27 protein-coding genes are annotated in these 26,412 nt (G+C 63.5%); 17 read left to right on the forward strand and 10 right to left on the reverse strand.

Annotation, left to right across the window (positions count from 1 at the left end; translation table 11 throughout):
* Positions 1-44: 44 nt before the first annotated feature.
* The 4 genes from SMA01S_RS02385 (at position 45) to SMA01S_RS02400 (ending at position 1,128) form a co-directional block, all read left to right on the forward strand.
* Positions 45-248, forward strand: coding sequence for a hypothetical protein (locus tag SMA01S_RS02385; RefSeq protein WP_066816928.1), 204 nt, complete (start codon positions 45-47; stop codon positions 246-248).
* Positions 248-520, forward strand: a complete 273-nt coding sequence (locus SMA01S_RS02390; RefSeq protein WP_066816930.1) for a hypothetical protein — start codon at positions 248-250, stop codon at positions 518-520. The genes SMA01S_RS02385 and SMA01S_RS02390 overlap by 1 nt, the downstream gene beginning before the upstream one ends.
* Before the next feature lies 1 nt (position 521).
* Positions 522-833, forward strand: coding sequence for a hypothetical protein (locus tag SMA01S_RS02395; RefSeq protein ID WP_066816932.1), 312 nt, complete (start codon positions 522-524; stop codon positions 831-833).
* A 100-nt stretch (positions 834-933) separates the two neighbouring features.
* Positions 934-1,128: a hypothetical protein gene (locus tag SMA01S_RS02400; RefSeq protein ID WP_066816934.1), complete on the forward strand. Its 195-nt coding sequence runs from the start codon at positions 934-936 to the stop codon at positions 1,126-1,128.
* 45 nt (positions 1,129-1,173) lie between these two features.
* Here the strand turns inward: SMA01S_RS02400 and SMA01S_RS02405 are convergent, their stop codons facing one another.
* From SMA01S_RS02405 to SMA01S_RS24050, 3 genes are all read right to left on the reverse strand, one after another.
* Positions 1,174-1,806, reverse strand: a complete 633-nt coding sequence (locus tag SMA01S_RS02405) for an SOS response-associated peptidase (RefSeq protein ID WP_084249989.1) — start codon at positions 1,804-1,806, stop codon at positions 1,174-1,176.
* Positions 1,807-1,819: 13 nt separating this feature from the next.
* Positions 1,820-2,056 (reverse strand): hypothetical protein, encoded by a 237-nt coding sequence (locus tag SMA01S_RS02410; protein WP_066816935.1) that lies wholly within the window; start codon positions 2,054-2,056, stop codon positions 1,820-1,822.
* A 91-nt stretch (positions 2,057-2,147) separates the two neighbouring features.
* On the reverse strand, positions 2,148-3,077 hold the full coding sequence (locus SMA01S_RS24050) for a DUF3363 domain-containing protein (RefSeq protein ID WP_245649122.1): 930 nt from the start codon (positions 3,075-3,077) through the stop codon (positions 2,148-2,150).
* A gap of 20 nt (positions 3,078-3,097) precedes the next feature.
* On the opposite strand from SMA01S_RS24050, the gene aptA reads away from it, so the two are divergent.
* Entirely contained in the window at positions 3,098-4,450 is a 1,353-nt protein-coding gene (gene aptA / locus SMA01S_RS02425; protein ID WP_066816938.1) for an omega-aminotransferase AptA, read from the forward strand.
* Between the two features lie 322 nt (positions 4,451-4,772).
* On the opposite strand, the gene SMA01S_RS24055 is transcribed toward aptA, so the two are convergent.
* The 7 genes from SMA01S_RS24055 to SMA01S_RS02460 all read right to left on the reverse strand — a co-directional run bounded on the left by SMA01S_RS24055 (position 4,773) and on the right by SMA01S_RS02460 (position 13,290).
* A complete protein-coding gene (locus tag SMA01S_RS24055) occupies positions 4,773-5,297 on the reverse strand; it encodes a CerR family C-terminal domain-containing protein (RefSeq protein ID WP_084249991.1) in 525 nt (174 codons plus the stop codon).
* Positions 5,209-5,448, reverse strand: coding sequence for a TetR family transcriptional regulator (locus SMA01S_RS02435; RefSeq protein WP_066816942.1), 240 nt, complete (start codon positions 5,446-5,448; stop codon positions 5,209-5,211). The genes SMA01S_RS24055 and SMA01S_RS02435 overlap by 89 nt, the downstream gene beginning before the upstream one ends.
* Before the next feature lie 732 nt (positions 5,449-6,180).
* Positions 6,181-7,023, reverse strand: coding sequence for an SGNH/GDSL hydrolase family protein (locus SMA01S_RS02440; RefSeq protein WP_084249992.1), 843 nt, complete (start codon positions 7,021-7,023; stop codon positions 6,181-6,183).
* Positions 7,024-7,143: 120 nt separating this feature from the next.
* On the reverse strand, positions 7,144-8,076 hold the full coding sequence (locus SMA01S_RS02445) for a sugar phosphate isomerase/epimerase family protein (RefSeq protein WP_066816946.1): 933 nt from the start codon (positions 8,074-8,076) through the stop codon (positions 7,144-7,146).
* A gap of 13 nt (positions 8,077-8,089) precedes the next feature.
* The gene (locus SMA01S_RS02450) at positions 8,090-9,058 is read right to left on the reverse strand and encodes a sugar phosphate isomerase/epimerase family protein (RefSeq protein WP_157093758.1); all 969 of its coding nucleotides are present in this window, start codon (positions 9,056-9,058) and stop codon (positions 8,090-8,092) included.
* Between the two features lie 218 nt (positions 9,059-9,276).
* Complete coding sequence (locus SMA01S_RS02455; protein ID WP_169804166.1) at positions 9,277-11,583, reverse strand: TonB-dependent receptor; 2,307 nt, start codon at positions 11,581-11,583, stop codon at positions 9,277-9,279.
* 129 nt (positions 11,584-11,712) lie between these two features.
* Positions 11,713-13,290 carry a carboxylesterase/lipase family protein gene (locus tag SMA01S_RS02460; RefSeq protein ID WP_066816952.1) on the reverse strand — a complete coding sequence of 526 codons (1,578 nt, stop codon included), beginning with the start codon at positions 13,288-13,290 and terminating at the stop codon, positions 11,713-11,715.
* Positions 13,291-13,718: 428 nt separating this feature from the next.
* Between SMA01S_RS02460 and SMA01S_RS02465 the strand changes: the two genes are divergently transcribed.
* The 12 genes from SMA01S_RS02465 (at position 13,719) to SMA01S_RS02520 (ending at position 26,390) form a co-directional block, all read left to right on the forward strand.
* On the forward strand, positions 13,719-14,822 hold the full coding sequence (locus SMA01S_RS02465) for an LLM class flavin-dependent oxidoreductase (RefSeq protein ID WP_066816954.1): 1,104 nt from the start codon (positions 13,719-13,721) through the stop codon (positions 14,820-14,822).
* Entirely contained in the window at positions 14,822-15,391 is a 570-nt protein-coding gene (locus tag SMA01S_RS02470; RefSeq protein WP_066816959.1) for an NADPH-dependent FMN reductase, read from the forward strand. The genes SMA01S_RS02465 and SMA01S_RS02470 overlap by 1 nt, the downstream gene beginning before the upstream one ends.
* 80 nt (positions 15,392-15,471) lie before the next feature.
* Complete coding sequence (locus SMA01S_RS02475) at positions 15,472-17,787, forward strand: beta-glucosidase (RefSeq protein ID WP_218016803.1); 2,316 nt, start codon at positions 15,472-15,474, stop codon at positions 17,785-17,787.
* Positions 17,787-18,689 carry a VOC family protein gene (locus SMA01S_RS02480; protein ID WP_066816961.1) on the forward strand — a complete coding sequence of 301 codons (903 nt, stop codon included), beginning with the start codon at positions 17,787-17,789 and terminating at the stop codon, positions 18,687-18,689. The genes SMA01S_RS02475 and SMA01S_RS02480 overlap by 1 nt, the downstream gene beginning before the upstream one ends.
* Before the next feature lie 191 nt (positions 18,690-18,880).
* Positions 18,881-20,035: an alpha/beta hydrolase family protein gene (locus SMA01S_RS02485; RefSeq protein WP_066816962.1), complete on the forward strand. Its 1,155-nt coding sequence runs from the start codon at positions 18,881-18,883 to the stop codon at positions 20,033-20,035.
* Positions 20,032-20,808, forward strand: coding sequence for a cyclase family protein (locus SMA01S_RS02490; RefSeq protein WP_066816963.1), 777 nt, complete (start codon positions 20,032-20,034; stop codon positions 20,806-20,808). The genes SMA01S_RS02485 and SMA01S_RS02490 overlap by 4 nt, the downstream gene beginning before the upstream one ends.
* A gap of 83 nt (positions 20,809-20,891) precedes the next feature.
* A complete protein-coding gene (locus SMA01S_RS02495; RefSeq protein WP_066817495.1) occupies positions 20,892-22,022 on the forward strand; it encodes a Gfo/Idh/MocA family protein in 1,131 nt (376 codons plus the stop codon).
* A gap of 12 nt (positions 22,023-22,034) precedes the next feature.
* Positions 22,035-23,090, forward strand: a complete 1,056-nt coding sequence (locus tag SMA01S_RS02500; protein WP_066816964.1) for a sugar phosphate isomerase/epimerase family protein — start codon at positions 22,035-22,037, stop codon at positions 23,088-23,090.
* Between the two features lie 35 nt (positions 23,091-23,125).
* A complete protein-coding gene (locus SMA01S_RS02505; protein WP_066816967.1) occupies positions 23,126-23,893 on the forward strand; it encodes a hydroxypyruvate isomerase family protein in 768 nt (255 codons plus the stop codon).
* Positions 23,894-24,002: 109 nt separating this feature from the next.
* A complete protein-coding gene (locus SMA01S_RS02510) occupies positions 24,003-24,740 on the forward strand; it encodes a TetR/AcrR family transcriptional regulator (RefSeq protein WP_084249995.1) in 738 nt (245 codons plus the stop codon).
* A gap of 231 nt (positions 24,741-24,971) precedes the next feature.
* Entirely contained in the window at positions 24,972-25,985 is a 1,014-nt protein-coding gene (locus SMA01S_RS02515; RefSeq protein WP_066816969.1) for a sugar phosphate isomerase/epimerase family protein, read from the forward strand.
* A gap of 12 nt (positions 25,986-25,997) precedes the next feature.
* Positions 25,998-26,390 (forward strand): C-glycoside deglycosidase beta subunit domain-containing protein, encoded by a 393-nt coding sequence (locus tag SMA01S_RS02520; protein WP_066816974.1) that lies wholly within the window; start codon positions 25,998-26,000, stop codon positions 26,388-26,390.
* Positions 26,391-26,412 lie beyond the last annotated feature (22 nt).

Below are 26,412 nucleotides of genomic sequence, written 5' to 3' on the forward strand. Positions count from 1 at the left end.
CCTCCCGCCGCTGACCGGCGATTCGACAGCAATGGAGGTCCGACATGCAGCACGATGCGCTGCTGCGCGCGATGGCGCGCGCAATTTATGACGCCTGCTATCCGAGCGAGGATTGGGCGCCAGTACGGTTTGACGAGGCCGAACGGTTGGGCACCATCCACTATCGCCAGGCGGTCGACGCAGTTCTGCGCGCCCGGGCGCTGAGCGCCGCGAATGGCGAGCAACTCCAGCTGTTCGAGGCCGCCTGATGGCGCGGCCCGACCGACCGACGTGGAACCCGCTCCAGGCAGTGGCCCAGGCGATCGCCGACGGCGAGCCGTGGATCCTGGCTTGGACGCTGCACTCGGCAACATCCTATCGCCTGCTCTCGCGCGGGACCGGAATCCCCGATCACCGCCTCGACGACATCTATCGCGGCGCGCCGCCCGGCCGATCCGAATTGGCCGCGCTCGCCAGGGTCCGGAAAGCCGATCTCGACGACGTGATGCTGACGCTTCCTGGCGAAACGCCGGCGCAATGACATGGCGCGCTACGACGCCGCCGGCTGCCCGCTCCCGACCAATTTGCTCGAGGCGGCCGCCTGGCATTTCGCGATCGTGGCGACCTGCCGAAAGTGCGGCGCCGAGGGGGTGTTCGACCCGCACGCCTTATGGAATCTGTTCGAACGCAAAGGCTGGGACGTCGGTATCCGCAGCGTCGCCTATCGATTGAGGTGCAGGCGGTGCGGCGCGGGCGCGTTCGTCTCCTGGTCGAAGGATAAGGCAGCCACCGTTCAACTGCCGATGCCGGACCCGCGCAAATGGAAGCAGGCGCTCAACCGACTGCGGAGTTGATCGCCACCTCGGCGGCGATCCTCACCGGAACGGACGCGCGCAAGCTTGCGCCCTACCCAATCCGGAGGCAGGTTCGACCTCCCACAAGGGAGGATCGTCTATGTATCGCTTTGCTCTTGCCCTGGCCGCTGTCGCGATGGTCGCCACCCCGTCGATCGCCGCCAATCGTTGTCGCGCGCCGAACGGGAAGTTCATCAAATGCCCGCCGCCAAAAGCCACGCCCGTCGCCAAGAAGTGCCGCGGCGCCCATGGCAAGTTCGTCAAATGCGGAACGCCGGGCGCCAGGCCGGCTTGAGCGAAATTCTCAGGGTCGGGGCGATCGCGCCTCGACCCGCCGAGGTCACATCGACACGTCAGCCTCGCGCTTGATCCAGGGCTCGTCAGTTCGCGTCATCTCGATCAGCGCATCGGGAAAGCGCCGTTCCTGAAACGCGATCGCGCTGTCGAAGTCACCATTCAGCCAGTGATCATACTCGTCCGGCAGCAGCAGCACCGGCATGCGATGATGCACCGGTCGGATCGCTTCGTTGCAGTCGGTCGTCACCATGGAATAGACCGCCCCCCATTCGTCGCTGACGCGCCACAAGCCTGCGGCCGCGAAGATGGGTTGATCCTTCACGTTGAGCCAGGTGCGGGTCCTGGCGCCCTTGGGACCTTCGACTTCGGCATAGGCCGTCAGCGGAATGAGGCAGCGCCATCGCGGCTTGCGCGCCAAACCAATCCACATCGGCTTGTACAAGTCGGCGATGTTGTTGACCGGCTTGGGCCTGGCGCTCGGCGACATACCCTTGAGGCGAAGCGGGAACCCCCAGGTCATTGACTGCATGACGCGGGCGCCGCCTTCCTCGCGAACCACCATGCCAGGCGTTCCGGGATAGGATTCTTCGGGCGCGTTGGAGAAGGTCGGTACCTCCACCCTGAAATGGGCGGCCACCTCGGCGACGCTCTTCCTCATGGCGGTGAGATTGCACATCGGGCGAAGACTATCAGGTCGGGTGCCAAGCGCCAGACCCAGGCCGCTCCCGCCAATGGAGCGGCCCGTCCGGCTTCACGGCCTCGAGCTCCTTGATGCGCGCCAGGATCCTTTGGAACGTCCGGTGCCCCTCCATCTCGCCTTGCGCCAGGAGTTCGTCCGCGCGCGGCGCGGCGACGAACCAGGCATTCTCACCATGCTGCCGGACAAGCAGATTGGCACAGGCCCAGGTCTCGCAGTCGTCGATCATCTCAAACGACCCTAATCGTCCGCAGGAACGCTACCTAGCGATGGCCATGCGGCGCACCAATCCTGGGCGGCGCGCGCCCCGCCCCATAAGATCAGTCGATCGACGGCCCGCTGCGTCCCCTTCCGATTGACCAGCTGATCCCGTCGCTCCGCATGATCCCTGACACCGGTTTTCCGATCTGGCGTTCAAGCATTGGCCGCCACGGCACGAGCGTGAACTCGCGCGATTTCTCGATCACCGCGAACCGGCCGCTGACAAGGTCGACCGACCGGCGCAGCAGGCCCTCGACCCGCGCGCCCGGTTCAGCTTCGGCAAAGGCCAGGCCGTTGTCCTCCGATAGCTCGCCGGCCACCCTCAACAATTCGCGACGCTGGAGGATGGCGAGCAGTCCCTGCCGATAGCGGACCGCGCCGTCGTGTTCGTCGGCGAGATCGGACGCCATCAACCACCGGCGCCGCCGGTCAAATGCGTCGCGCACGTCCGCGCCAAATCCCGCATCGCGCAGAACAGTCGGAGCGCCGGCGATGAGTTCGCGATCGAGCCAGGTCGCCGCGTCCGCTTCGATCAACGCCGCCAGCGGCCGCGACGACAGAATGTCCACCGCGACGGGACGATCGCGCAACAGTCTCATTTCATGCGCCGCGGCGCGGTCGAGATGATCCCCAGAAATGACCCACTGTCCCGAAGGTTCGCGGGTCACGTTCGAACTCAACCGGCGCATCGCTTCGAGCCGCCGGACATGCGTTTCGGCGAACGCCTCGGTCGCGGTCGGATCGTGGCACCAGTGGCCGCGCGTCGGGCGCGGCCGGTTCGTAGATGACCTGATCGACCGGTGCGCGGTCGAGACGGCGGCTGGCGGCTCCCCAGCCGGTGCATAGGGCGCACCGCCTAGGGGAGGATTTGCACCTGTGCGTATCTTCTCCCACCCGTCAGAAATACCTGGCGCTGAACCGGCAGACCGTCTCGCGAACCGCGCCGGCGACCGGCGCTTTGGCTTGTGCGCACGGCGGATGCCCAGCACACACCAGGGAGCATTCGATAATGGACCATAGCGCAGAGAACACGGCCGAGCGAACCGGATCGGCGACGTCGCTGCCCAATCTCGACGCCTTCTGGATGCCTTTCACCAACAACCGCGAATTCAAGAAGGCGCCGCGCCTGCTCGCCTCGGCGCGGGGCATGTATTACACCACGACCAACGGCGACCGCATCCTAGATGCCACTGCCGGCCTGTGGTGCGTCAACGCCGGCCATGGTCGCAGCAGGATCATCGAAGCGATCCGCGCTCAAGCCGGCATCCTCGATTTCGCGCCTACATTCCAGCTAGGGCATCCGCTGGCGTTCGAGCTCGCCGAACGGCTGGCGGCGATCATGCCGAAAACGCTCGACCGCATCTTCTTCACGAACAGCGGCTCGGAATCCGCCGACACTGCGCTCAAGATGGCGCTCGCCTACCAGAAAGCGCGTGGGCAACCGGGACGCACCCGCCTGATCGGCCGCGAACGCGGCTATCACGGCACCAATTTCGGCGGCACATCTGTTGGCGGGATCGGCGGCAATCGCCGAAGCTTCGGAGCGCAATTATGGGGTGTGGACCATTTGCCCCACACGCATCGCCCGGCCGCCGCTTTCACTGTCGGGCAGCCCGATACCCATGAGGATATGGCCGGTTCGTTGGAAAACCTTATCGCGCTCCACGGGCAGGAAACGATTGCGGCGGTTATCGTCGAGCCGGTGGCGGGATCGACCGGCGTGCTGATACCGCCGCGTGGCTATCTGGAGCGGCTGCGCGAGATCACCAAGCTCCACGGCATCCTTCTGATTTTCGACGAAGTGATCACGGGCTTCGGCCGTATCGGCGCCGCGACCGCGTCCGAAGCGTTCGGCGTCACCCCCGATATACTGACTCTGGCCAAGGGGCTCACGAACGCGACCGTGCCGATGGGCGCCGTCGCCGCGACGCGCGAGGTTCACGACACGATCATCGACAATGCCGCGCCGGGAATCGAATTCTTCCACGGCTACACTTATTCAGGGCATCCGCTGGCGGCTGCCGCGGGCCTGGCCGCGCTCGACATCTATGCTGGCGACGGCTTATTTCAACGCGCAGCGAGCCTCTCCTCGATTTGGCAGGAAGCAGTTCACAGCCTGGATTCAACACGCCATGTCATCGACATCCGCACGATTGGCCTGATCGCTGGAATCGAGCTGGCACCGCGCGCCGATGCGCCCGGCGCGCGCGCCATGGAGATATTCCATCGCTGTTTCGACGAGGGGCTGCTCATCCGCGTCACGGGCGACACCATCGCTTTGTCTCCTCCCCTCATCATCGATGCCGGCCAGATCGAACAAACGGTCGCGCATCTCGCGCGCGCCATTGGTGGCGTCGCCTGACTGGTCATACAGTGCCGCAGCGCGCACCAGGAATGCGATCGCGAATGTTGCGTTGCTCACCGCCGGCGTGATCAGGAGTCCGGGCCCGTTGGTCGACGGTGCCGCAGTGATCGTCGTCAGCTATGTGCTTGCCGGTCGCGACCAGCAGTGCGCCGGTGGCCATTTCGGCCCGCGCCTGAAGCTATCATCCATCGCGACACTTCGGGTCACGCGCCCCTCGCCCTCATGTGAACCATCCCTGATTTCGTTGCCGCACGCGCCCGGCCGCGCCGGCGTCACGCGCGGAAAAGTCGCAAAGTGTCGCGCGCCAAGCCAAAACCCCTCAACCCGGATGCTCCTCGAGGATTCGATCGAGAATCGCGTCGAGATTGCTCGCAATCACGCCCTTGATCATCGCGAGTTGATCGGGTCCGATTTCCGGCCAGCGGTTGGCGCGGAACACCGACGCTCTCGAAACCTTGAATACGAGAACCTGACCGAAAAGCGCCACCCCCCTGACGCGCGCCTCACTCTCGGAAATGCAATGGTCAACCGCTGCTAAGAGCAGCGCGACGATTCCATCGAGCATCGGGCCCATGGCCTCGTCGTAGATCAGGGCGAATCCCGCCCCTGCCTCCGCCTGCTCCATCACGATGAACCGCGAGACGGCTTTCGTTTCCTCCGCTCTGGACACCTCGGCGGCGCGCTCGAAAACGCGATGGAGCGCCCGGCGCGCTGCAATAGGATCACGCTGCCCGCTGCAGGCCCTCGCAGCGCTGTCAACTTCCGCGACCCATCCACGTCTGCGGCGGGCGGCTGACGTGCCGCGCCGTGGCCAGGTACAGGCCGTGCTTGTTGCCGAAGTGATACGTTATGGACGACATGATCGTGCAGGCTTCCGCGGCGATCGCCCGCGTGCTCGCCCTTTTGAAGCCAACCTGGCCGAATTGCGCCAGCGCCAACTCAAGCAACTTGCGCCTCATATCGTTCGGCTCTTCCGTAGCCTGGCTGACAGTCATATTCCCCCGCCGAACGGATCGGGTCTTGCTGGCGACCAAGTCATCATATCCCGCAACCTGACAGAGTTCATACAGGTGGGTGGCCCGGCAGTCTCCACATTATTGGATGCTGTATACCCTAAAAACCGCGAGTGCATTAGAGCTGGTCAGCGCCAGCGCCAGCGCCGGGTGCCGGCAAGCCGTTAGGTTGCGCCCGGATCGCAACCGGTAACCCGGTCCGTCGCCAAGCAACAGGGAGCGATCGTCGTCGACATGCACGTGCTCGGCGCGGACCATAACGCCAGCTCCGCCGTTCCTTGGACAAGCGGTTTGGGGGCCGGTCAGCCAGGCGCCGTTTCACCCCACGCTGCTTGGCGCGCAAGCAACTGCGGATGCGATCGCTGCCGCACTCCGGCTTTAACCCCTCCCGAACGGTTACGAAGCAACCGAAAAAGCGGGGGCACGCTTGTCCGGCAGTCGCGGGTCCTGGCGACAATCTGAAGCGCGTCATCAAGCGCTGGCAGGCAGCCGTTCGATGAACCCGACCGGATGCGCTGCGCTCGGCGCCCCCGCACTTCGCTTGCGCCAATCATTGCCGCCGGCTCCGGTCAAATATCTTGCGTATAATGGGAGTCGACGCGCTACTCGAGGGCGCAACGAGCCTGTCCCGCGGAACCGGCCCATGGTGGTCTCCGCAGCGACGGGCGCCGTCTGGGATCGCGATCCACCGGTGCGGCGACGCGCGGGCGTCGCTTAGTGGATCATGTTTTCCAGCGCGGTGGCAACCGACTGCATCCCGCGCAGCTTGGGATGGAAAGGCACGCCGTCGCCAGGCATAGGGTGAAGGCCGTTCATCCACGGCTCGCGCGCGCAGGCGTCGTGATTTCTTGTCAGTCGCGAAGCCCGCAGAACGGCTGCACCGCCGGCGCGGGCGGCACGCGCTGTAACAGTCGCGAGCCTCGCCGCGATCGCTCTCGCGCCGTCCGCGTCAGTCTCGGTTACCCCGATGGCGGCACAGGTCCCGTGAGGTGGAAGCACCAACGGATAATCGACGAATATGAGCCGTGCGGCGGGGGCACGGCGCCTTACCTCGGCGACGATCCGCAGCAGCGATTGTTCAAGTGCAGTCCATTGGGCCTCGGTCGGTCGGGTGACGTCGGGGCATCGCCGCACACTGCCGGTGCGGTGCGCCTCGACGCGACAGGATGCGCCAAACAGGAAGCCGACGAAGCCGACGTCGTTCCCCCCGATCGTCAGGGTGACCAGCCTCGTATCGGGCATAATCGCGTCGACCTGCGCCGGCAGTTGATCCCATGAACCCAGGATGTGTGCGGTCGTCGCACCGCTGCAACTCACGTCCGTCAGCCGCATGCCAAGATGTCTGGCAAGCCGATGGGCGTAATTGTCGGTCGACCGGCCGCATCGGTTGGAAGGGATGTCGGCACTCTCGCCGATGCCGGGGCCGGCGGCATAGGAACTCCCCATTGCGACATAGCGCTGGCCGACAGGCGAAGCGGATTCCGGGCGAGCAGCCTGGCCGTCCAGGCATCCCGCGAGCATGGGGAGTGCCAAAAGCGATGAACACCAGCGCACCATCCTCAAACCGACCTCTCCTACCCAAGCTGGTTCTCAATCATCCACGACGGACGAGCTTGCATTGGCGAGCCTCCCGGATACCAGCGCGGAAAAGCCCAGTTCCTATGATACCGGCGAGGCTCATAGCTCAGCGAGCAGCTTCTTCTTGTACCAGCCGTTGAGCATGACGCTCTCCTCCACATGGGGGCTCTGATCGCTCTCAACGACAATCCAGCCTGTGTACCCGATGTTACGCAGCGCTGCGGTAACTTCCGGGAAGTCCACCAATCCGCCCGGTGTCCCCATTTCATAATACCAGCGATCGATCCCGCGCTCGGCACCCGCCGTAATGATCGGCATCGGCCAATATTCCATTTCCGCGTTCTCGCGGGCATAGTCGTCGAACGTGTCCACGGTGGTCGCGTCCTTGAACTGGACGTGCGCAACACGTGCGCCGTGCTCTTTGAGGAAGGCGACGGGGTCGAGCCCGGCGATGACGAATTCCGCCGTATCGAGCGCGACATGGACTAGCTCCGGATCCGTAAGAGCCAGGAGCTTGTGGATATCATCCTCACGCCTGATCCCGCCCAGGAAATCCACATGAAGCGCGGTCTTGACGCCGGCCGACTTCGTCGCCGCGCCGACCCTGTTCCAGCAGTCGGCAAGGACGCCGATCTTCTCCCCAGTGATCGGCGCTTCTTTCCAATATGGGCCACATGGTCGGGCGAGGAGCCGCGAGCCACCGAGCTCGGCAAGGAGCTCGGCCGCCCTACCCGCGCTCCCTGCCATCCTTTCGTGGTCCGCCGGTGCCAGGGGGTTGCAATGATCCAGACCGGCGAAATAGCTGCTGACGCAGCTAAGGCCACACCCCTTTAGAAATTCGATAAACTTGGCCGACGATCCGAAATAAGCGGGAATCGTGTGCCCTCCGAGCGCGACATCGGTGATCTCGATTGCCTCGAACCCGCAGACCGAGATCGTCTTGAACGCGCTCTCCATCTGATCGAGGCGGGCCAGATCGGTCTCGACCGTCCGCCATTGATTGATGGCGTAGCTCCAGCGAATATTATCCATGACGCGGTCCTGATCAGGGGTAGATGGGCGAGAGTACGTTGTCGATGTACCACTTGGCTCGACAAGTGCTTTCCGCGTAGTTCGCGCCGCCAATGTCGGCCTTGTCATGCTCCACCGTCAGCCATCCGGTATAGCCTTTGGACTTTATGGCGCGCATCAGCTTCGGAAAATCCACGAGCCCCTCTGCCGTTCCCATCTCCCAGAACCAGCGGCTCGTCGTGCTTGCAGCCCTTTCGGGATCGGGCGGCGTTCGATAGTCGTCGACCGTGTCGGTGTGATGCGTGTCCTTGAAATGGAATCCGGTCACCCGATCGGCATATTGCAGGTAGAGTTCGGTCGAATCGATTCCGACGATTTCATGCTGTGCGGTGTCGATGAACAGGCCGACATATTCCGGGTCGGCATAAGCGTAGAATTTGTCGATCTCTTCGCGCGAGTGCAGCGCGCAGTAGAACTCATGGTGACAAGAAAGCTTGATGCCGTGCGTCTTCAGCATCCGGCCGATCCGTGACCAACATTCGGCCATCGTCTTGATCTTGTCGTCCGTGACCGGCTCGACCAACCAGTATCGCGACACTGGCATGACGATGAAGGAGTCGAGCGTGATGCCCTCGAACGCCCGCACCTTGTTTTCAAAATTGCGCAGCAACGCGTCATGCGTCTCGGCAAGGTGGGTGCGATCGTCGTAGAAGGCGACGAACATGTTGACGAACCGCTCGATACCTCGATCCTGCGCGAATTGCTCCGCCTTCCGCGCCGAGCCGAACAGCTGAGCCTGTGCCAGCAAACGGAACTCGAAAGGGTCCACGCCCTGGAACCCGACGCCCGCCAACTGGCGATAGAAGCGATCGGCATATTTAATACCATGCTGCGGCGTAACCCAACCGCTTGGCGACCGCATCGTCCAGTGGTCCATGTACGACCACTTGATGTTTCTGCTTTGGTATTCCGGCCCGACGCCGGACGACTCTGCGGTACTCACCGATCGTGCTCCTGGTTTGTCATTCCGCAGCCGGCTTCGCCGACGCGGACTCGAATCTGCTCTTCGAGCAGCTGCAACGGCCCGCCCGGCCGCCTTCGTCCTTTCTGGAGCAGCATAAGTCGCCGCTCACCTCCGCCTTTCCCAATGGATGTTGTTCTCCGGAATGCGCAAAACGGGCGCCCGCCTGAAGGCTACTTCGGGCGGGCGCCTCGGCGCGATCAGAAGTGGGCGTCGAACTGAAAACCGACCAGGCGGCGCGAATTCGGATCGAGGATCTGCCACAGCCCGCCCTGAGCGAAGGCGTCGCTCGGATAGAGCTGGGTCGGATAGACCTTGTCGGTCAGGTTGCGCGCAAACAATGCTATCGACCAGGTGTCGCCGGCCTTGAGACCGATGCGCGCATTCACTAGCGTCTGGGCGGGTATTACGTATTTTGGATTGGCAGATAGATACATGGATTGCTTCGCCCGCGCAGCTGCATCGGCTCCGAAAATCAACGAATAGCGATCGGTCAGCGGCACCTCCTGCTCGATCGAGATCGTCGCCTTGAATTTGGGCGCGTAGTTCAATTGCTGCCCGCCGAGGTTCGACAGATCGGCACCGGTAAAGCCCGGCGGATATTTGGCGTCGTTGTAGATGCCGGAGATGTTCACCGTCGTGTAGCGCCAGGGCCTGCCGAACACTTCGAATTCGATGCCCTTGCTGATAACCTTGGGGACCGTCAGGTTGGTGCAGGCGATGCCATTCGGCGCCGACACGCACGACTGAGTCTGGAAATCCCTGACCTTGGTGTAGAAAACGTCGGCCGCGAAATTCAGCCGGTTGCCGAGGAATGATTGCTTGAGCCCGACCTCATAGCTGATCGGCCGTTCCGCTCTGACGGGCGAGAGAAAGTGCACGGTCGATGTCAACGTGTCGTTGATCTGAGGAGCCTTGTAGCCCGTCGACACCGTCGCATAAACCATCGTGCTCTTGGAGAAATCATGCTGGATACCGGCACGCCAGGTTAGCGCGTCGGCTGTGGTCCGCGTCGAAAATGCGTCGGGCACGCCAGCGTTGATCGGGTCGGCCTTGGTCTCGGATATAGTCGAGTGCGTGTAGCGCGCGCCGGCGATCAACCGCGTCGATTCGCCGAGGTAAAACGTGCCGTTGCCGAATGCCGCGTAATCATTGGCCTCCGAATTCGAGATCGCCACGCCGTCACCCAGGACAATGTCGAAGCCGAGGAAGGACGGATGCGCGATCAACTGTCCATGCTGACGATTGAAGAACGTCGCGTGTTGAAAATAGGCACCGACGACCCACTCGAAACGATGGTTCGAGTCGGACGCGAGCCGTAGTTCCTGTGTCAGCAATGAACGCCTGGTCAATTCGGGATCACCCGGAACTCCGCTGGTCAGCGAGACGACCGGGCTACAAGCGACGAAATCGCAATTTTGCAGATACTGGCGCGCATAAGTCGGGGAAAGGCTGATGATGTCGGCAAGCTGGCTACCGGACACCTTCCTGTAGGAAGTGATCGACGTGAGGGTGTTGGCGCCGAGCTTCAGGTCGAATTGGCCGGACACGCCGCCGATCTCGGACGATCCGGTGTTGGGATATCCAGCGCAATTGTCCGTGTTGCTAGGACTGGGCGTGATTCCGCAAGCATTGAGGGCCTGCGCCAGGAGCGATCCCGGCGTGGCGGCACGCCAGATGAACCCGCTCGCGTGATCCGTCCTGGAGTGGTTGTAGTCACCAATGAGATTGAAGGTCAGCGTATCGGTGATCTCCCACAGATAGCGCCCACGAAAGCCGAAATTGGTCGAGTCCATGACGTTGCCGTTCGAGCGATCGACCGACAGGCCATTGTTATTGAAGAAATAGCCCGCGACGCGGAGCGCGGATGTCTCGCTTACCGGGAGATTGATCGCGCCGCGAAGGGCGCTGCGCGAATATTCCGCGCCCAATCCACGAATGCCGAATTCGCCGGAAACGTAGCCCGACGTCTCATCGATTTTCGGCGCGCGCGTCGTGATATTCAGAACGCCGGCCGAAACCGAGCTACCGAACAGCGTACCCTGAGGGCCTTTGAGCACCTCGACTCGCTGGGTGTCGAAAATATCGCTGATGTTGGCGTTACCGAGCACAACACCGTCTAGGACCACGCTGACCGAGGAGGCAGCCGTCGCGTTGCCGACCTGGTTGGTCCCGATCCCGCGCACGAACGCGCCCCCGCCCGGCGCGGCGCCCGGCGCCGTGAACTCGAGCGAGGCGCTCGCCTGGGAGAGATCCTGAATGTTCTGCACGCCGCGGCGGGCAAGCTGGTCGGCTGAAATCACGGTGACCGCGATCGGCACCTCCTGGACGTTCTCAGACCGCCGCTGGGCCGTGACGATGATGTCCTGGTCTGATGCGAACGTCTGGGCCTCGCCATTCGACGTCGCCGCGGGCTGCTTCTGGTCGTCCTGAGCTTGCGCCCGCGCGACGCCACCAACCGACGACATGATCGCCATCGACGCGACGGAAACGAAAAGTTTTGACATACTATATTTCATGCTACATCTCCCCAGTGCCTCGATCTTTTCTTGGTTGATCGAGTTTTTTTTGAAGTAACTTTCCGACTGCAACAGAAAATCATTTTCATACGCAGATATTTACATAAATATACTTGATCAAAACAGGGACAGCTTGCCGCCAGCCGCAACATAATCACGGAAAACATCGAACCGTATCTTCGAGGAGACGGGCCAGCCCACCTCGGGGCGGGAGTGGAGCAGCATGATCCTGCCGGGAGCGCGATGCCACTCGGGCCAGGTAGGGCTGGCGCCATCATTGGGCTCACCCTTCGTCATGAAGTTGACCCACCGCGTTTTGATCTGATCAGCGACCTGGCGGTCGTCCGCCGTGAACTTCACCCCATTTATGGTCAGCGCGCCCAGGACATAGGGCACTTCCGCGGTATGGAAGGCGCGGAACCTGCTCGGGTCTGAGCCCGGATAGCGGTGGTTGAATTCGTAAAGATAGAGAGCGGCCTTCTGAGCCGCGGCATGGCGTTCGGCCCAGAGGACTAACTGGGACATATAACGGTCGCGCCCGATGTCATCCATCGACTGCGACGCCTCCTCGCCATTGGCATGCGGGTAGACCGTCAGGAAGCGCGCGGCGAAGTCGCCATAGCGGCTCGACACGTAATCCTCGAATTGCTGCGGGGTCACCCCGCTCGGCGTACCGAAGATGAAAGCCTCGTCATGGTTGTACCCTGCCATGACCGGCACGTCCGAAATCACGCGGCCGTCCGCGCTTTCTGGATTCCACGCAATGATCTTGCGGTCGATATTGGGCGCCATCAGAATCTGGGGCGTCGATCCTTTGGCCGGGGGATTGACGGCGGTCGCCGCGAGAAGGGTATCGGCGGACAGGTGGCGCAATTCGCCGACGCTTCGCACACCCAGCCGCTCAGATACGCCCTGCCCGATCTTTTCCGCTTGTGCGAGCGTGCGGCTTTGGACGCCTAGGCTAGGACCGCTCTGGATCACCGCGCGCGCAAACAACCCCTTGGCGGCCGGCGACACGAGCAGATCGCTGACGGCCGCGGCTCCCGCTGACTGGCCCGAGATGGTGACGTTTGCTGGGTCCCCGCCGAAACGGTCGATGTTGACGCGCACCCATTTCAACGCGGCGATCATATCGAGAATGCCGTAATTGCCGGACGATTTGAGCGGCGATTCCGCCGTAAGAGCCGGATGGGCAAGAAAACCGAAGACGCCGAGACGATAGTTGATCGTCACCACGACCACGCCTTTGCGAGCCAGGCCCGAGGCATCATAGACCGGCACCGACGTCGATCCGCTGCCGAAGCCGCCCCCGTGGATATAGAGCAAGACGGGTCGCTTGCGCCCGGATTTCGATGGCGACCAGACGTTGAGATAGAGACAATCTTCCGACCGCCGCCCGACGTTGACGAACTCGTCGGTGAACGGGCCGAATGACCTGCCCTCGGTCTGATAGCAGGCTGGGGAGTAGCGGGTCGTGGCCAGCACGCCCTGCCAGGGACCTACCTGGGCTGGCGCACGCCAGCGAAAATCGCCGACCGGCGGCTTGGCATAGGGGATGCCGAGGAAGATGTTGAGATCGCCGTCGCCAAAGCCCTCGATCCGGCCGCCGCTCACGGTGACCCGAGGGCCAGCCGACGCGGCGGTCGTACCGAGGGCCGCCACCGCCGCGAGCGCACAAACCACACCTGCCCTCATTCCTCTCTCCTGCCATTCAGCAAAGGATCGCCCGACTTAGCATCGGCGCGTTTCTTTCAATTCCGCGAGTGCTACCTCGTGATAATACGAATTGCAACACCCATTCTAATTGACGATCGACGAAACGCGCCATCGACATTGTCGCTCGGAAGATCGCTCGACGCACCCGACGACACGCAACGCCGGAGCGAGTCATACTCGGCACACAATTGATGAATTAAGTTTTTGTACTATCTATATTAATTTAGATTTCGCCAGCAAACTTCGCCCGCCGCATTGCGAGGACGCAACGTGTTCGGAGCCAAGATTTTGGCACGGCCCGCGGTCTTTGGCAGTTGACACGCCCAGCGTCGACGCTTTAGCTATCCAGAACCGCAATTCTATTTCTCGAGCCAAGTGTCGGGAGCAGCGGTCGGAGGAGAGGCTGGATGAGATTTTCTGTTTTCCTGAACGCGCGCACCACGGCGGCAGACCAGGATCGTCGCCTCATCTCGGACCTGATCGATCATGCAACGCGTGCGGAAGCGCTCGGATTCGATGCCGTATTCATCCCCGACCACCATTTCACGGGGTATATGCCGGTAGCCAGCGACCCGATGATGTTCGCGGCCTATCTCGCCGCAAAGCTCCCGCGGCTTCATTACGGCTTCTCCGTCACTTCCGTCCCGCTGCACAGTCCGGTGCGCTTCGTCGAGCGGGTGAACATCCTCGACCAGCTGACCAACGGACGCCTGCTGGTCGGCGTCGGGTCGGGAACCACGCCGGAGGAAATGGTCGGCTTCGGTGTCAACTATAAGGAAGCCTCGGCGATCTCCGACGCCAATCTCGCCATCGCCGAGCAGCTCTGGGCCAAGGAGATCGGCGATCCGCCGATCGAATTCGACAACGGGCCACACAAGGGCAAGGTACTGCAACGGATCGCGCCGGCGCCCTTCACGCCGGGCCATGCCCGCCTGATGCCTGTCGCGATGAAGGAAGCCAGTGCCCGGCGGGCAGCGGAGCATGGCTGGCCTGCCTTCATACCGGCCTTCACCCCGCCCAATATCGGCGGCACCGAACCGCTCAAGCATGTCACGAAATATTTCACCGCGTACCGCGACATGCTTCTGGCCGCCGGCCATGACCAGGCACGCGTCGACGATGCGCTCTCCTGGACGACACACACTTATCAATGTGTCCATGTCGCCGAAAGCGACGATCAGGCACGCGAGGAGCTAGAAGTGATTCTGCGCGCTTATCAGGCCGCCGTGGATCGCGAGAAATACTTCGCCGACCAGGCTGAACGAGACGCCGCCAACAAGAAGACCGACGAGACCCCGACGGCGCTGACCGACGAGTGGATCGCGACTTGGTGTCTTTATGGCAGCCCCGAAACGGTGATCGCGCATCTCGAACCCTATGCGGAACTGGGGATCGGCAACATCCTTTGCGGCACAACCACCGGTCCCCTCGATCAGCAGCGTCTTGCCTGGGCGGATCGGACGCTCGAACTGCTGTCCACGCGTGTATTGCCGCGGTTCAAGGTCGCGTGATGTCTGCGCGCCCGTTCATCGTCGGGATCGGCGGAACGACACGCCCCGGCTCGTCGGGCGAGAGTATGGTGCGCGCGGTTCTGGCGGCCACCGAAGACGATGGGGCGCGAACCGCGATGTTCGGTGGTGCCGAGTTGGCCGCGTTGCCGCACTTCGCGCCTGAGCGGGGCGAACGCACGCCCGAACAGCTGGCTTTCGTCGCCGCCATTCGTAGCGCGGACGGCCTGGTGATCGGAACGCCGGGCTATCATGGCGGCATATCGGGGCTGGTGAAGAATGCGATCGATCTTCTCGAGGATTTGCGCGCGGACGAACGGGTCTATTTCGACGGCCGAGCGGTCGGATTGATCGTCGTGGCGGCCGGATGGCAGGCGGGCGGCGTCACGCTGCAGGCATTGCGCGGCGTGGTTCACGCAATGCGCGGATGGCCGACGCCACTCGGCATCACCGTCAATACGGCGGAACAAAAGCCGTTCGATGCCGAGGGACGATTGGCCGACCAAGGGCTGCGCGCGCAGGTCGCCGCGCAGGCCGGGCAGGTCATGCACATGGCGAGGATGAAGCGGTGATCGACAATGACGCGCTGACGCTCACCGCCGGGCGAGACATGTGGTCCACCCACCCTGGCGGTAACGCGCCGTCGGTGCGAATGGCCGACGGCCCGATGGGGATTGCGAGCGGCCGCGTGGACGAGCGGGACGTCTCGGTTCTGACGCCGAGCGGCGTCGCTATGGGCGCTAGCTGGGATCGCACCTTGGTGGCGAAGGTCGCCACCATCGTCGGAATGGAGGCGAAGCGCCTTGGCGTCGACCTGATCCTCGCGCCCAACCTCAACCTGGCGCGCACGCCCAACGCCGGCCGCGCGTTCGAGATGTTCGGCGAGGACCCGCTGCTGGCCGGCGAACTGGGTGCAGCCTGGATTGGCGGAGTGCAGCGCTGCCGGGTCGGGTCGGTCGCGAAGCACCTCGTCTGCAACGACACGGAGACGCAGCGCGACCGCTATGACGCGATCGTCGACGAAGCGACTCTGCGCGAAATCTATCTGATGCCGTTCGAATTCGCCGTCCGCGCCGGCTGCGCGGGGCTGCTCGCTGCCTACAACAAACTGAACGGCGAATATTGTGCCCAGAACGCTCACATCCTCTCTCGCGTTGTGCGTGAGGATTGGCGGTTCGCGGGTTTCACTGTCAGTGACTGGTTCGGTACCCACGCGGGCGCCGCGTCGATCAATGCGGGGTTGGACCTGGAAATGCCGGGCCCGGCCCGTTTCATGGGAGAGAAGCTGCGTGAAGCCGTGACAGCTGGCGAGGTCGCGCCGGAGCGCGTGGCGCAGGCCGGCCGTCGCATGCTCGACGCGGCCCGACGCTGGTCGGGGCCTGCGCCCGCCGCGCCCGACGATGACCGTGACACTGTGCTGACGGAGGCCGCGGCCGCGGGCTTCGTTCTGCTCCGCAACGAAGATGAGGTGCTGCCGCTGGTTCCGGGAGCGGTCCGCCGATTGGCGGTCATCGGGCCGAATGCGGTCGCACCCTGCTTTCAGGGCGGTACGTTCGCCAGGATCGCGCTCCGGCCCGATGCTACACTGCCTCTTCCGGCGCTCGCGGCGCGGTTCGGCCCAGCCACGGTGCGCTTTGCTCCGGGCTGCCCCCCCGCCTACCGCCTGCCTCCGATGCCGGCGACGCCTGCGTGCGACCTTGGCGACGGCACGCGCGGTATGACGGTCGAGTATTTCGCAGACCATGATTTCACCATCGCGCTCGGTCGCGAGACTCGCGACACCAACTCGCTCACCTGGTTCCATGGCATGCACGAGCTCGGCGCGTTCGATCGCTCGGGCGGCGTCAAGGCAAGTGGGTGGTTCACGCCCGCCGTCGCCGGCACGCACCGGTTCTTGATCGGCGGAACTGGATCCGTGCGCCTGCGGATCGATGGTCGCGAGGTGCTGGCGGCGGAGCGATACATCCCCGCCGCCGACGTGATGGGTGCGCTCAAGAGCGGCGACAGCGAGGCCGTGGCAATCGCGCTGGAAGCGAACGTGCCCGTTTTGGTCGAAGCGGAGCTGCGCTACACCGCCGCCCGCGCGCACGGCCTATGGTTCGGAATCGATCCGCCGCACGATGCCGGCGCCATGCTGGCGGAGGCAGTGGCGGCCGCGCACGACGCCGACGCGGTACTCTTGCTGGTCGGCGAAACGGCCGATGCCGGCGTGGAGAGCAAGGATCGCGAGACCACGGCAATTCCCGCAGATCAACAAGCGCTCGCCCGTCAGGTCATAGCGGCAAACCCAAAGACGATCGTCGCCGTCAATGTTGGGCATGCGTTCGATCCTGGCTTTGCCGAAGGCGCCGCCGCACTGCTTTGCGTCTGGTATCCAGGCGAGGCGTTCGGGCCCGCGCTGGCCGCCGTGCTTGCCGGAGACCTGGAGCCATCGGGTCGCCTGCCGCTGGCGCTGGCCGCAACAGAGTCTGACTATCCGGCACTGCACGCGGTTCCCGACCAGGCGGGACGCCTGCCTTATGCCGAACGGCTTGGCATCGGGTATCGCGGAATGGCCGAGCACGGGCGGCAACCGGCCTTCGGATTTGGCGAGGGGGTTGGCTATGGCCGCTTCGTCTTCGAGAGCGCCCGTGTCACGTCGATGGCGCACGGTGGCCTCGACTGCCGGGTCGTGGTCCGAAATGTCGGCCGGCGCGCAGCCGCGGCGGTGGCGCAGGTTTATCGCGAGGACGACGGCCTGGCGCTGTTGGGCTTCGCGAAGCAGGTGATCGCCGCGGGCGATGTCGAAGAAATCGTGGTGGCGGTCGACCCGATCGCGTTGCGACGCTGGCGTGCGGACGAGTGGCAGACGCCTTCCGGCCGATTCCGGGTTGGCATTGGCCCGTCGTCGCTCGACCGGCCGCTCAAGGTCGAGATCGATTTGGCCGACCAACGACAACTCGCGCCGATCGACAACAGGAGAGACTAATGGCTCGCGTTTCCGAAATCCGTTTCGTGGGATATGCCGTCCCTGACCTGGCCGCCGAACGCCGCTTCTACAACGACGTTTGGGGGTTGGCCGAGGTTCCGTCCGACGACGGCATGGCCTATTTCGCGGCGGCCGGCACCGCGGAGAAATATGTCGTTCGCCTTCGCCAGGACGAGACCCAACGTGTCGATATGATCGGTTGGGCGGCCGACACGCGCAGTGATGTCGACGCGCTGTTCGAGCAAGTGCGGGAGGCTGGCGGACGGATCGTCACTGAGCCACAGCAACTCGCGACGCTGGGTGGCGGCTATGGATTCCGCTTCTTCGATCCCGACGGGCGTGAGACCCAGATATCCGCCGACGTCGAGCAGGGCGAAGCGCGCGCGCTCGAACGCGGCGAGGCGATCCCGGTCAAGATCAGCCACGTCGTGATCCACTCGCCCGATCACAAGGCGCTGGTCGCGTGGTATGAGCGCGCGCTCGGCTTTCGCGTGTCCGACTGGCTCGGCGATTTCATGTGCTTCATGCGCTGCAACGCATGGCATCACCGACTGGCCATTCTGCCCGGCCCGCCTTGCCTCAATCACGTCGCCTATGACGTTCTCACGATCGACGACATGATGAAGGGCGTCGCGCGTCTGAAGAAGAACGACGTCGCCATCCAGTGGGGGCCCGGACGTCATACGGCTGGCAACAACACGTTCAGCTATTTCACCACGCCCGCCATGAACGTCGTCGAATATACTTCCGAACTCGAACAGGTCGACGACGAGCATCACCAGCACCAGGTGCACGCTCCGTCGCCCGAGGCAATGGACCAGTGGGGCATCGGCGTCGGTGGCCCACAAGCCCTGCCCCAGCCGGCGCCCGACAAGGGTCTGTGGCAGGTCGCGCCGGCATGACGATCGCACTGGTCAAGCGGGCGACGGCTTGCACGACGTCGCTCGTGGCTAGCCACCGGGCAGCCCCCTCGCCCCCGATCGTTAGCCGGTTGAGACGCTGCCCGGAACGACCCCGTTCTTCTCCGGCGCGCCCTGCTGCAACCCGTTGACGCAATTGTCAGATTCCCGCGCCCATCCTTCGAGACCCCATCATGGCCATGTTTCAATATTTCCCGAACAACTATGTCTGGAACCTGTCGGTCGACATAGCGATCGAGAGCGGCGCCCGGATCGGCGAGATCGAGGACATGTGCCGGCCGCTGCTTGAGGCGGCGCAGAGAGGAGAGGACGCCGGAACTGATCGGTTCCTGGTCGAATGGGTCCGGATGGCGGACAAACTGGCCGAGCTCGCCGCCGACGACGAACAGCGCGGGCGCGCCTTTTCAGCGGGCGCCAAGCTGCAACGTGCGAGCCTCTATTATATCACCGCCGAGCGGATGCAGGGCCAAGGCAGTTCCGAGCGGATGGAGACATTTCGCAAGGGCCAGGACGCATTCCGCCGAGCGATGGCGCTTGGCCGCGAAAATGCCGAGCGCGTCGAGATTCCCGTCCCCGGCGGCAGCCTCCCGGGCGTGCTGACGCGGGCTGCGGGAAACGCGCCACTGGTTGTCTTCGTCAACGGCCTCGATAGCTGCAAGGAGCTGCTCTATTGGACCGGGTTGCCCGGAGCCCTGCTGCGCCGGGGTGTTTCGACGCTGTGCATCGACCAGCCGGGGACCGGAGAGGCGTTGCGCGCCGGGGGGCTGCACGCGACACACGAAAGCGAGCGCTGGGCATCGCCGGTCGTCGATTGGCTCGAGGCGCAGCCCGGCGTCGACGCGCGGCGGATCGGCATGGCGGGCATCTCGCTGGGCGGGTATTTCGTGCCGCGTGCCGTCGCCTTCGAACCGCGATTTGCGGCCGCCGCGGTGTGGGGGGCCAATCATGACTGGGCGGAGGTGCAGCAGAAGCGGCTGCGGCGCGAGGGCGAAAATCCAGTACCGCATTACTGGAAGCATGTGATGTGGGTGTTCGGCGCCACCGATATGGACGACTTCCTCGCCAAGTCCGCGGGTATGACGCTTGACGGCATCCTGGACCGTATCCGCGTACCGTTCCTGGTGACGCACGGCGAAAACGACCGTCAGATCGGTCCGGAATACGCGCATCGTACGTTCGACCAGCTTATCAACAGTCCTGCGCGCGAACTGAAATTCTTCACCGCGCGCGAAGGCGGCGTCGAGCATGTCGGCGTCGACAATATGTCGTTCGGTCGTGACTATATCGCCGATTGGCTGGCCGAAGCGCTGGGAGGGTACGTCGCATGAGCCGTCGCTTCGTCGATCTGTCGATCACGCTCGATCCGTCGGTGATTACCGATCCCCCATTCATGCGACCGTCGATCCAATACCAGACCCACGCCGACACAATGGCGGAGCTCCAGACTTTCTTCCCCGGAGTGACGGCAGACGAGGTGCCAGGCGGAAAAGGCTTCGCGGCATCGGAAACGCTCACCCTCTCCACCCATAACGGCACGCACCTCGACGCACCCTGGCATTATCACCCGACGATGAACGGCGGCGAGCGGGCGATCACGATCGACGAAGTCCCGCTCGACTGGTGCTTCAGACCCGGCGTGAAGCTTGACCTCCGGGCGATGCCAGATGGCCATATCGTCACGGCAAGCGAGATCGCGAATGCTCTGGCTGACACCGGCCACGATCTCCAGCCGCTAGATATCGTTCTGGTGAACACCGCGGCTGGCGCCGCGTTGGGTCAGCCCGACTTCCTCGGCAAGGGTTGCGGCATCGGTCGCGAGGCGACGTTGTACCTTACGTCGCGTGGCGTTCGGGTAACCGGTACCGACGCCTGGTCATGGGACGCACCATTTGCCCACACCGCACGCCGGGTCGCGGAAAGCGGGGATACGTCGTTGATCTGGGAAGGTCACAAGGCCGGAAGCGAGATCGGCTATTGCCACATGGAAAAGATGACCAATCTGGACCTGTTGCCCCCCACCGGCTTCCTCGTTTCGTGTTTCCCGGCAAAGATAAAGGGCGGCTCTGCGGGCTGGACGCGCGCGGTGGCGATCTTCGACTGAGCGCAGGACGTGCGATCGCGCTTGACGTGGATCGCCGAAAAGCGCCAATAATAGAATATTGATTCTAAAAATGGGAGCGGATGATGGCCGAGCGGCTGCGCATGGGTCTGATCGGCGGCGGACCGGGATCGTTTATCGGCCCGGTACATCGGATGGCCGCAGAACTGGACGGCCAGATCGCGCTGGTCGCAGGAGCGTTCAGCAGCGATGCCGCGCGCTCGGCTCTTGCCGGCGAGATTTACGGCATCGATCCGCGGCGTGCCTATCCCGACGTCGCGGCCATGCTCACCGCCGAAGCTGCCCGCGCCGACCCAATCGATTTTGTCGCGATCACCACGCCCAATTGCCACCACCTGTCGGCCGCAACGCAGTCGCTGGCGGCGGGCTTCGCCGTCGTGAGTGACAAGCCCGCCACCGCGACCCTGGAAGAGGCGCGCACGTTGCGCGATGCCGTGGCCGCGGCCGGTCGCCCTTACGCCCTTACCTATACTTATACCGGCTACCCCCTGGTCCGCGAAGCACGCGAGCGCGTCCGGCGCGGGGCGATCGGAGCGGTCCGCAAGGTCGTGGTCGAATATCCTCAAGGATGGCTTGCCGGCCCAGCCGAGCATGCGGATAACCGGCAGGCCGTATGGCGCGTCGATCCGACGCAAGCAGGCCCCGGCGGCTGCATCGGCGATATCGGCGTCCACGCGTTCAATCTGGCGGAGTTCGTCACAGGGCTGTCGGTGGATCGGTTGCTCGCCGACCTCGGCACGGTCGTACCCGGACGCCGGCTCGACGATGATGTCAGCGTGCTCTTGCGCTTCGAAGGCGGCGCGCGAGGCGTATTGATGGCGTCGCAGATTTCGATCGGGGAGCTGAACGGACTGCGCATTCGCGTCTATGGCGAAACCGGGTCGCTCGATTGGCACCAGGAACAGCCGAACAGCCTTTCGCTCCATTTCTCCGACGGCTGGACCGAGGTGCTGCGCACCGGCGACGCCGGGTTGGGCGCCGATGCGCGCGCCGCGACGCGGCTGCCGGGCGGGCATCCGGAAGGTTATCTCGAAGCATTCGCGAACCTGTACCGCGATGTTGCCACGGTGCTGCGCGGCGGCACCGCGCCCGCCTTGCAAGGAGTCCACCAGGGCGTGCGCGGCATGGCGTTCATCGACACGGCGGTGCGCGCCAGCCGGGAGCAATCCGGCTGGGTCGCTTTTGACGGCCGGTAGGGGAATCGCACAATGAAGACGATCAAGGGACCGGGCATCTTCCTTGCCCAATTCGCGAGCGATACGGCACCGTTCAACCGACTCGATACCATCGCCGAGTGGGCAGCGGGCCTTGGCTACGCAGGCATTCAAATTCCGAGCTGGGATGCGCGACTGTTCGACCTCGCCCGCGCCGCCGAAAGCCAGGTCTATTGTGACGAGATCAAGGGAATGCTTGTCGAAAAGGGACTGGCGATCACGGAGTTGTCAACGCACCTCCAGGGTCAGTTGGTCGCCGTGCATCCGGCTTATGATGCGATGTTCGACGCGTTCGCCCCGCCGGCGGTGCATGGCAACCCCGCGGAACGACAGCGCTGGGCGGTAGAGCAGCTTCATTTGTCCGCGCGGGCGAGCCGGCGCCTCGGCCTGACCGCGCACGCAACTTTTTCAGGCGCGTTGGCCTGGCCTTATGTCTATCCGTGGCCGCAACGTCCGGTGGGACTGATCGGGGACGCCTTCGCAGAGCTTGCACGCCGCTGGCGCCCGATCCTCGACGCCTTCGATGAGGCAGGCGTCGATCTGGCTTACGAGATCCACCCGGGAGAAGACCTGCACGACGGCATCACCTTCGAGCGGTTCCTCGCGGCAGTCGACGAGCATCCCCGTGCAAGGCTGCTCTACGATCCCAGCCATTTCGTGCTTCAGCAGCTCGACTATCTGCAGTTCATAGACTTCTATCACGAGCGAATCGCCTGCTTCCACGTCAAGGACGCGGAGTTCAATCCGACTGGGCGCTCCGGGGTTTACGGTGGCTATGCCGACTGGGCGGATCGCGCCGGTCGCTTCCGGTCACTCGGCGACGGCCAGGTCGACTTCGGAGGGATTTTCTCCCGAATGGCGCTCAACGATTTCCCCGGCTGGGCCGTGCTCGAATGGGAATGCGCGATCAAACATCCCGAGGCCGGCGCCGCCGAGGGCGCGCCGTTTATCCGCGATCATATCATCCGGGTTACCGACCGCGCATTCGACGACTTCGCGGCCGCAGGCGGCGACAGCGCGCTGAACCGGCAGGTGCTCGGCCTAGCCTAATCTCGAAGACCCCACCCAATGTAAAGGAAGACACTATGTACCTCTCCGCCTGCATCGAATGGCTCTTTGCCGACGAGTGCCCAGACTTCTGCGATCGTATTCGCGCCGCCAAGGCCGCGGGCCTGAAAACGGTCGAGTTTCACCTGTGGCGCGACAAGCCGCTGGACGATATCCGACGCACGCTGGACGAAACAGGCGTCGGTCTGTCGAGCATGGTCGTCGAGCCGCGCCGAAGCCTGGTCGACCCCGCGCAACATGAGGAATTCATCGGGGCGGTACGCGATAGCCTGGGGGCAGCGCGGCACGTGGGCTCGCCAACGCTTGTAGTTGCCTCGGGCTTTACGCGGCCAGACGTTTCGCGAGAAGAGCAGCACGCTTGTGCGGTATCGGTATTGAAGCAGGCCGCGGTCCTGGCAGGCGAGGCCGGCATCACCTTGCTGCTCGAACCACTCAATGATCGGGTCGAGCATCCCGGCATGTTCCTCGTCAGCACTGTTGAGGGGCTCGACATCGTCGCCGAGGTCGGCAGCCCGCACCTGCGGTTGCTCTACGACATGTATCATTCGACGGTGATGGATGAAGACCCCGCGAAGGTGCTCGCCGACCGTATCGACCTAGTCGGTCACGTCCAGGTTGCCGATGTGCCGGGCCGCCATGAGCCGGGCTCCGGCACGATCGACTGGGCCCGCTACATGGCCGTGCTGCGCTCACTGGGTTATGATGGCGCGCTCGGATTGGAGTATAAGCCGACCGGGCCGACCGAGGAGACGCTGGCACGTACCCGGACCGCCCTGGGACTCTGACCCCGTGCCGGCAGCCGCGTCCAATTGACGCGCGCTGTCCCGGCAGACAGACGAAATCTGCCCACATGCGCGTTTTGACGCAGGCAGGAGAGCCGACTATGTCCGCACTATGCTGAACACGAACGCCAAAAAGAGAACCGAAGATACCATTACGAAATCGGCTTCGTCGAAAGGCAGCGGCGGTGCGGCCACGCCGGAGCCAGCCGAGAAGGCGCTGAGGGTACCGCAGCAGTCGCGCAGCCGTGCCTCGTACGAACGGATGCTCGATGCAGCGGAGAAGCTGTTGCGCGAGAGTGGTAGTGACGAAATAACGCTTACAGAGGTGGGTAAGCGCGGCAAGGTCTCGATCGGATCGATCTATTGCCGCTTCGACAGCAAGGACGACTTGATCAGGGCGGTACAGCAGCGGGTGTCCGCTGCGATCACGGAGGAGCAATCGGGCATGTTGGCGCGGCTGAGCCGGCACGCGACGACGCTCGAGGGCCTGATGGGCATGCTGGTCGACGAGCTCGCCGAGTCGCTTAAACGGCATGCCAGCATCCTGCGGCCGATGATGCTCCGCGCCAACCAGGACACCGTCGTCGGGAGCATGGGAAGAAGCGCCCATGACGCTGTTGCGCGCGTGGCAGTGGACGCGATGCTCCGGTTCGGCGACGATTTCAGCCACAGCGAAAAAGAGCGAGCGGCCCGCGCCATCTATTCGGTCATTTATGCCGCACTGGCGCGCTTCCTTGGTCTGGGATCGTCGATGGAATCGTCGGAACAAGGCGATTGGGAGGATCTGAAGTTCGATCTTGCGTCGATGGCGACCGCCTATCTGACGACAGGAAAAGATCGCGCCCGCTGACTATGGGCGATTGACGCACCAAAATTAGAATGATAGTTCCGAATACGAAAGGCGCTAGTCCGAGGTCTTCGGGCGAGGCGGCTGTCGGTGCCTGCGATGGGCGCCTGACGGACATTCAGCGGCGGCACCAATCGGCGAGCGCTGCCAGCTGTTGCCTCCTGCGAAGCCCTATCGGCGGCGCCGACGTTCATTCTTGCCCGCGCCGGGGCATCCAGACGGGAAGAGGAATGCATGTCCGGCTTTGACATCAAACAAGGCGTTAGTCTGTACAGCTACCAGGAAGAATATTTTCTTGGCCAGAAGTCGCTCGAGGATCTGATCGCCGTTTCCGCTGAAATGGGCGCCTGCGGGATCGAGGTCATTAGCGAGCAAACCTTCGCCGATTATCCCAATCCCTTGCCCGCCAGTACCTACGATGCCTGGCACGCATTGATGGCGAAGTACGGTACGACGCCGGTCTGCCACGATTTCATGCTCGACTATAAGAAATACAAAGACCGGCCGATGCCGTTCGAGGAACAAGTCGCGTCGTGCAAGATCGATATCGACCATGCCGCTCGGCTCGGATGCGCTTATGCCCGCTCGCTCGTGTCGGTCGCGCCGGAAGTCCTGGTGGCGTGCGCCGATCATGCCGAGAGCCGCAACGTCCGCATCCTGGTCGAGGTGCATGCGCCTCTTCATTTCGACCATCCGTGGATCATCCGGCACGCCGAGGCCTTCGAGAAGTCCGGGTCCGACTATTTGGGCTTCCTGCCGGACATGGGCATGTTCCTGTTCCGCTTTCCGCGGGTGTGGAAGGAGAAATTCCTTCGTGACGGCGTGCCGCAGCCCATCGCCGACTATATCGAGCAGGCCTATGAAGACCGCGTGCTTAGCGAGTATGTCATGCTCGAGGTCGAGAAAATGGGCGGCACCGGTCCCGCCATGGCGATGGCCGCGACGCTGCGCCACAATGCGGCGTTCGAACCCAAGCGCATGCTCGATTTCATGGGCCGCATCTGGAACATCCACGGCAAATTCTACGAGATGACCGATGACGGTATCGAATATTCGATCCCGTATGACGAGATCTTCCGGGTTCTGAAGAAGGGCGGCTACAAGGGTTATGTCTGCTCCGAGTATGAAGGCAACCGGTGGATCCAGGATGCTTTCCCGGTCGACTCGATCGAACAGGTGCGCCGCCAGCAGGAGATGTTCCGGAAACTGATCGCCGAACCGGCACTTGCCCAACCTACCCTCGTCTAAGGAGCAAGAACGATGTTCGACAAATACATGATCTGTGAGGACGGATTCGAGAATGTGATCGAAGGCGGCCAGGTCGTCGGCTTCGCGTTTCTCGCGCGGCTACCTTATTATCGCGGTATCGGATTCTCGATGATCGAGGATGTCGCGGTCACTGTCGATGGCGAAGCAGTCCCGCGCGACGCGGTGCGCGTCACCAAGAACGGCCGCAGCTGGACGCTCGACGAGATGGAGACCGAATATACCGAGCGGTGGAATTTCGGGGAGAAGGTCCGCATCGTCATCGTGAAAGAGGGTGGCCTCGCTCCGGGCCTTCACAAGCTCGCGCTCGCCGAGCGCATTCGCGTCTCCTACCTGCCGTTCGTGCCGACGACGCGCGACGGCAAGGAACTCGAGATCGTCGCCTGAGGGCGATGCTCCGTTGGTGCCA

The organism is Sphingomonas mali NBRC 15500, assembly GCF_001598415.1.
GTDB lineage: Bacteria > Pseudomonadota > Alphaproteobacteria > Sphingomonadales > Sphingomonadaceae > Sphingomonas > Sphingomonas mali.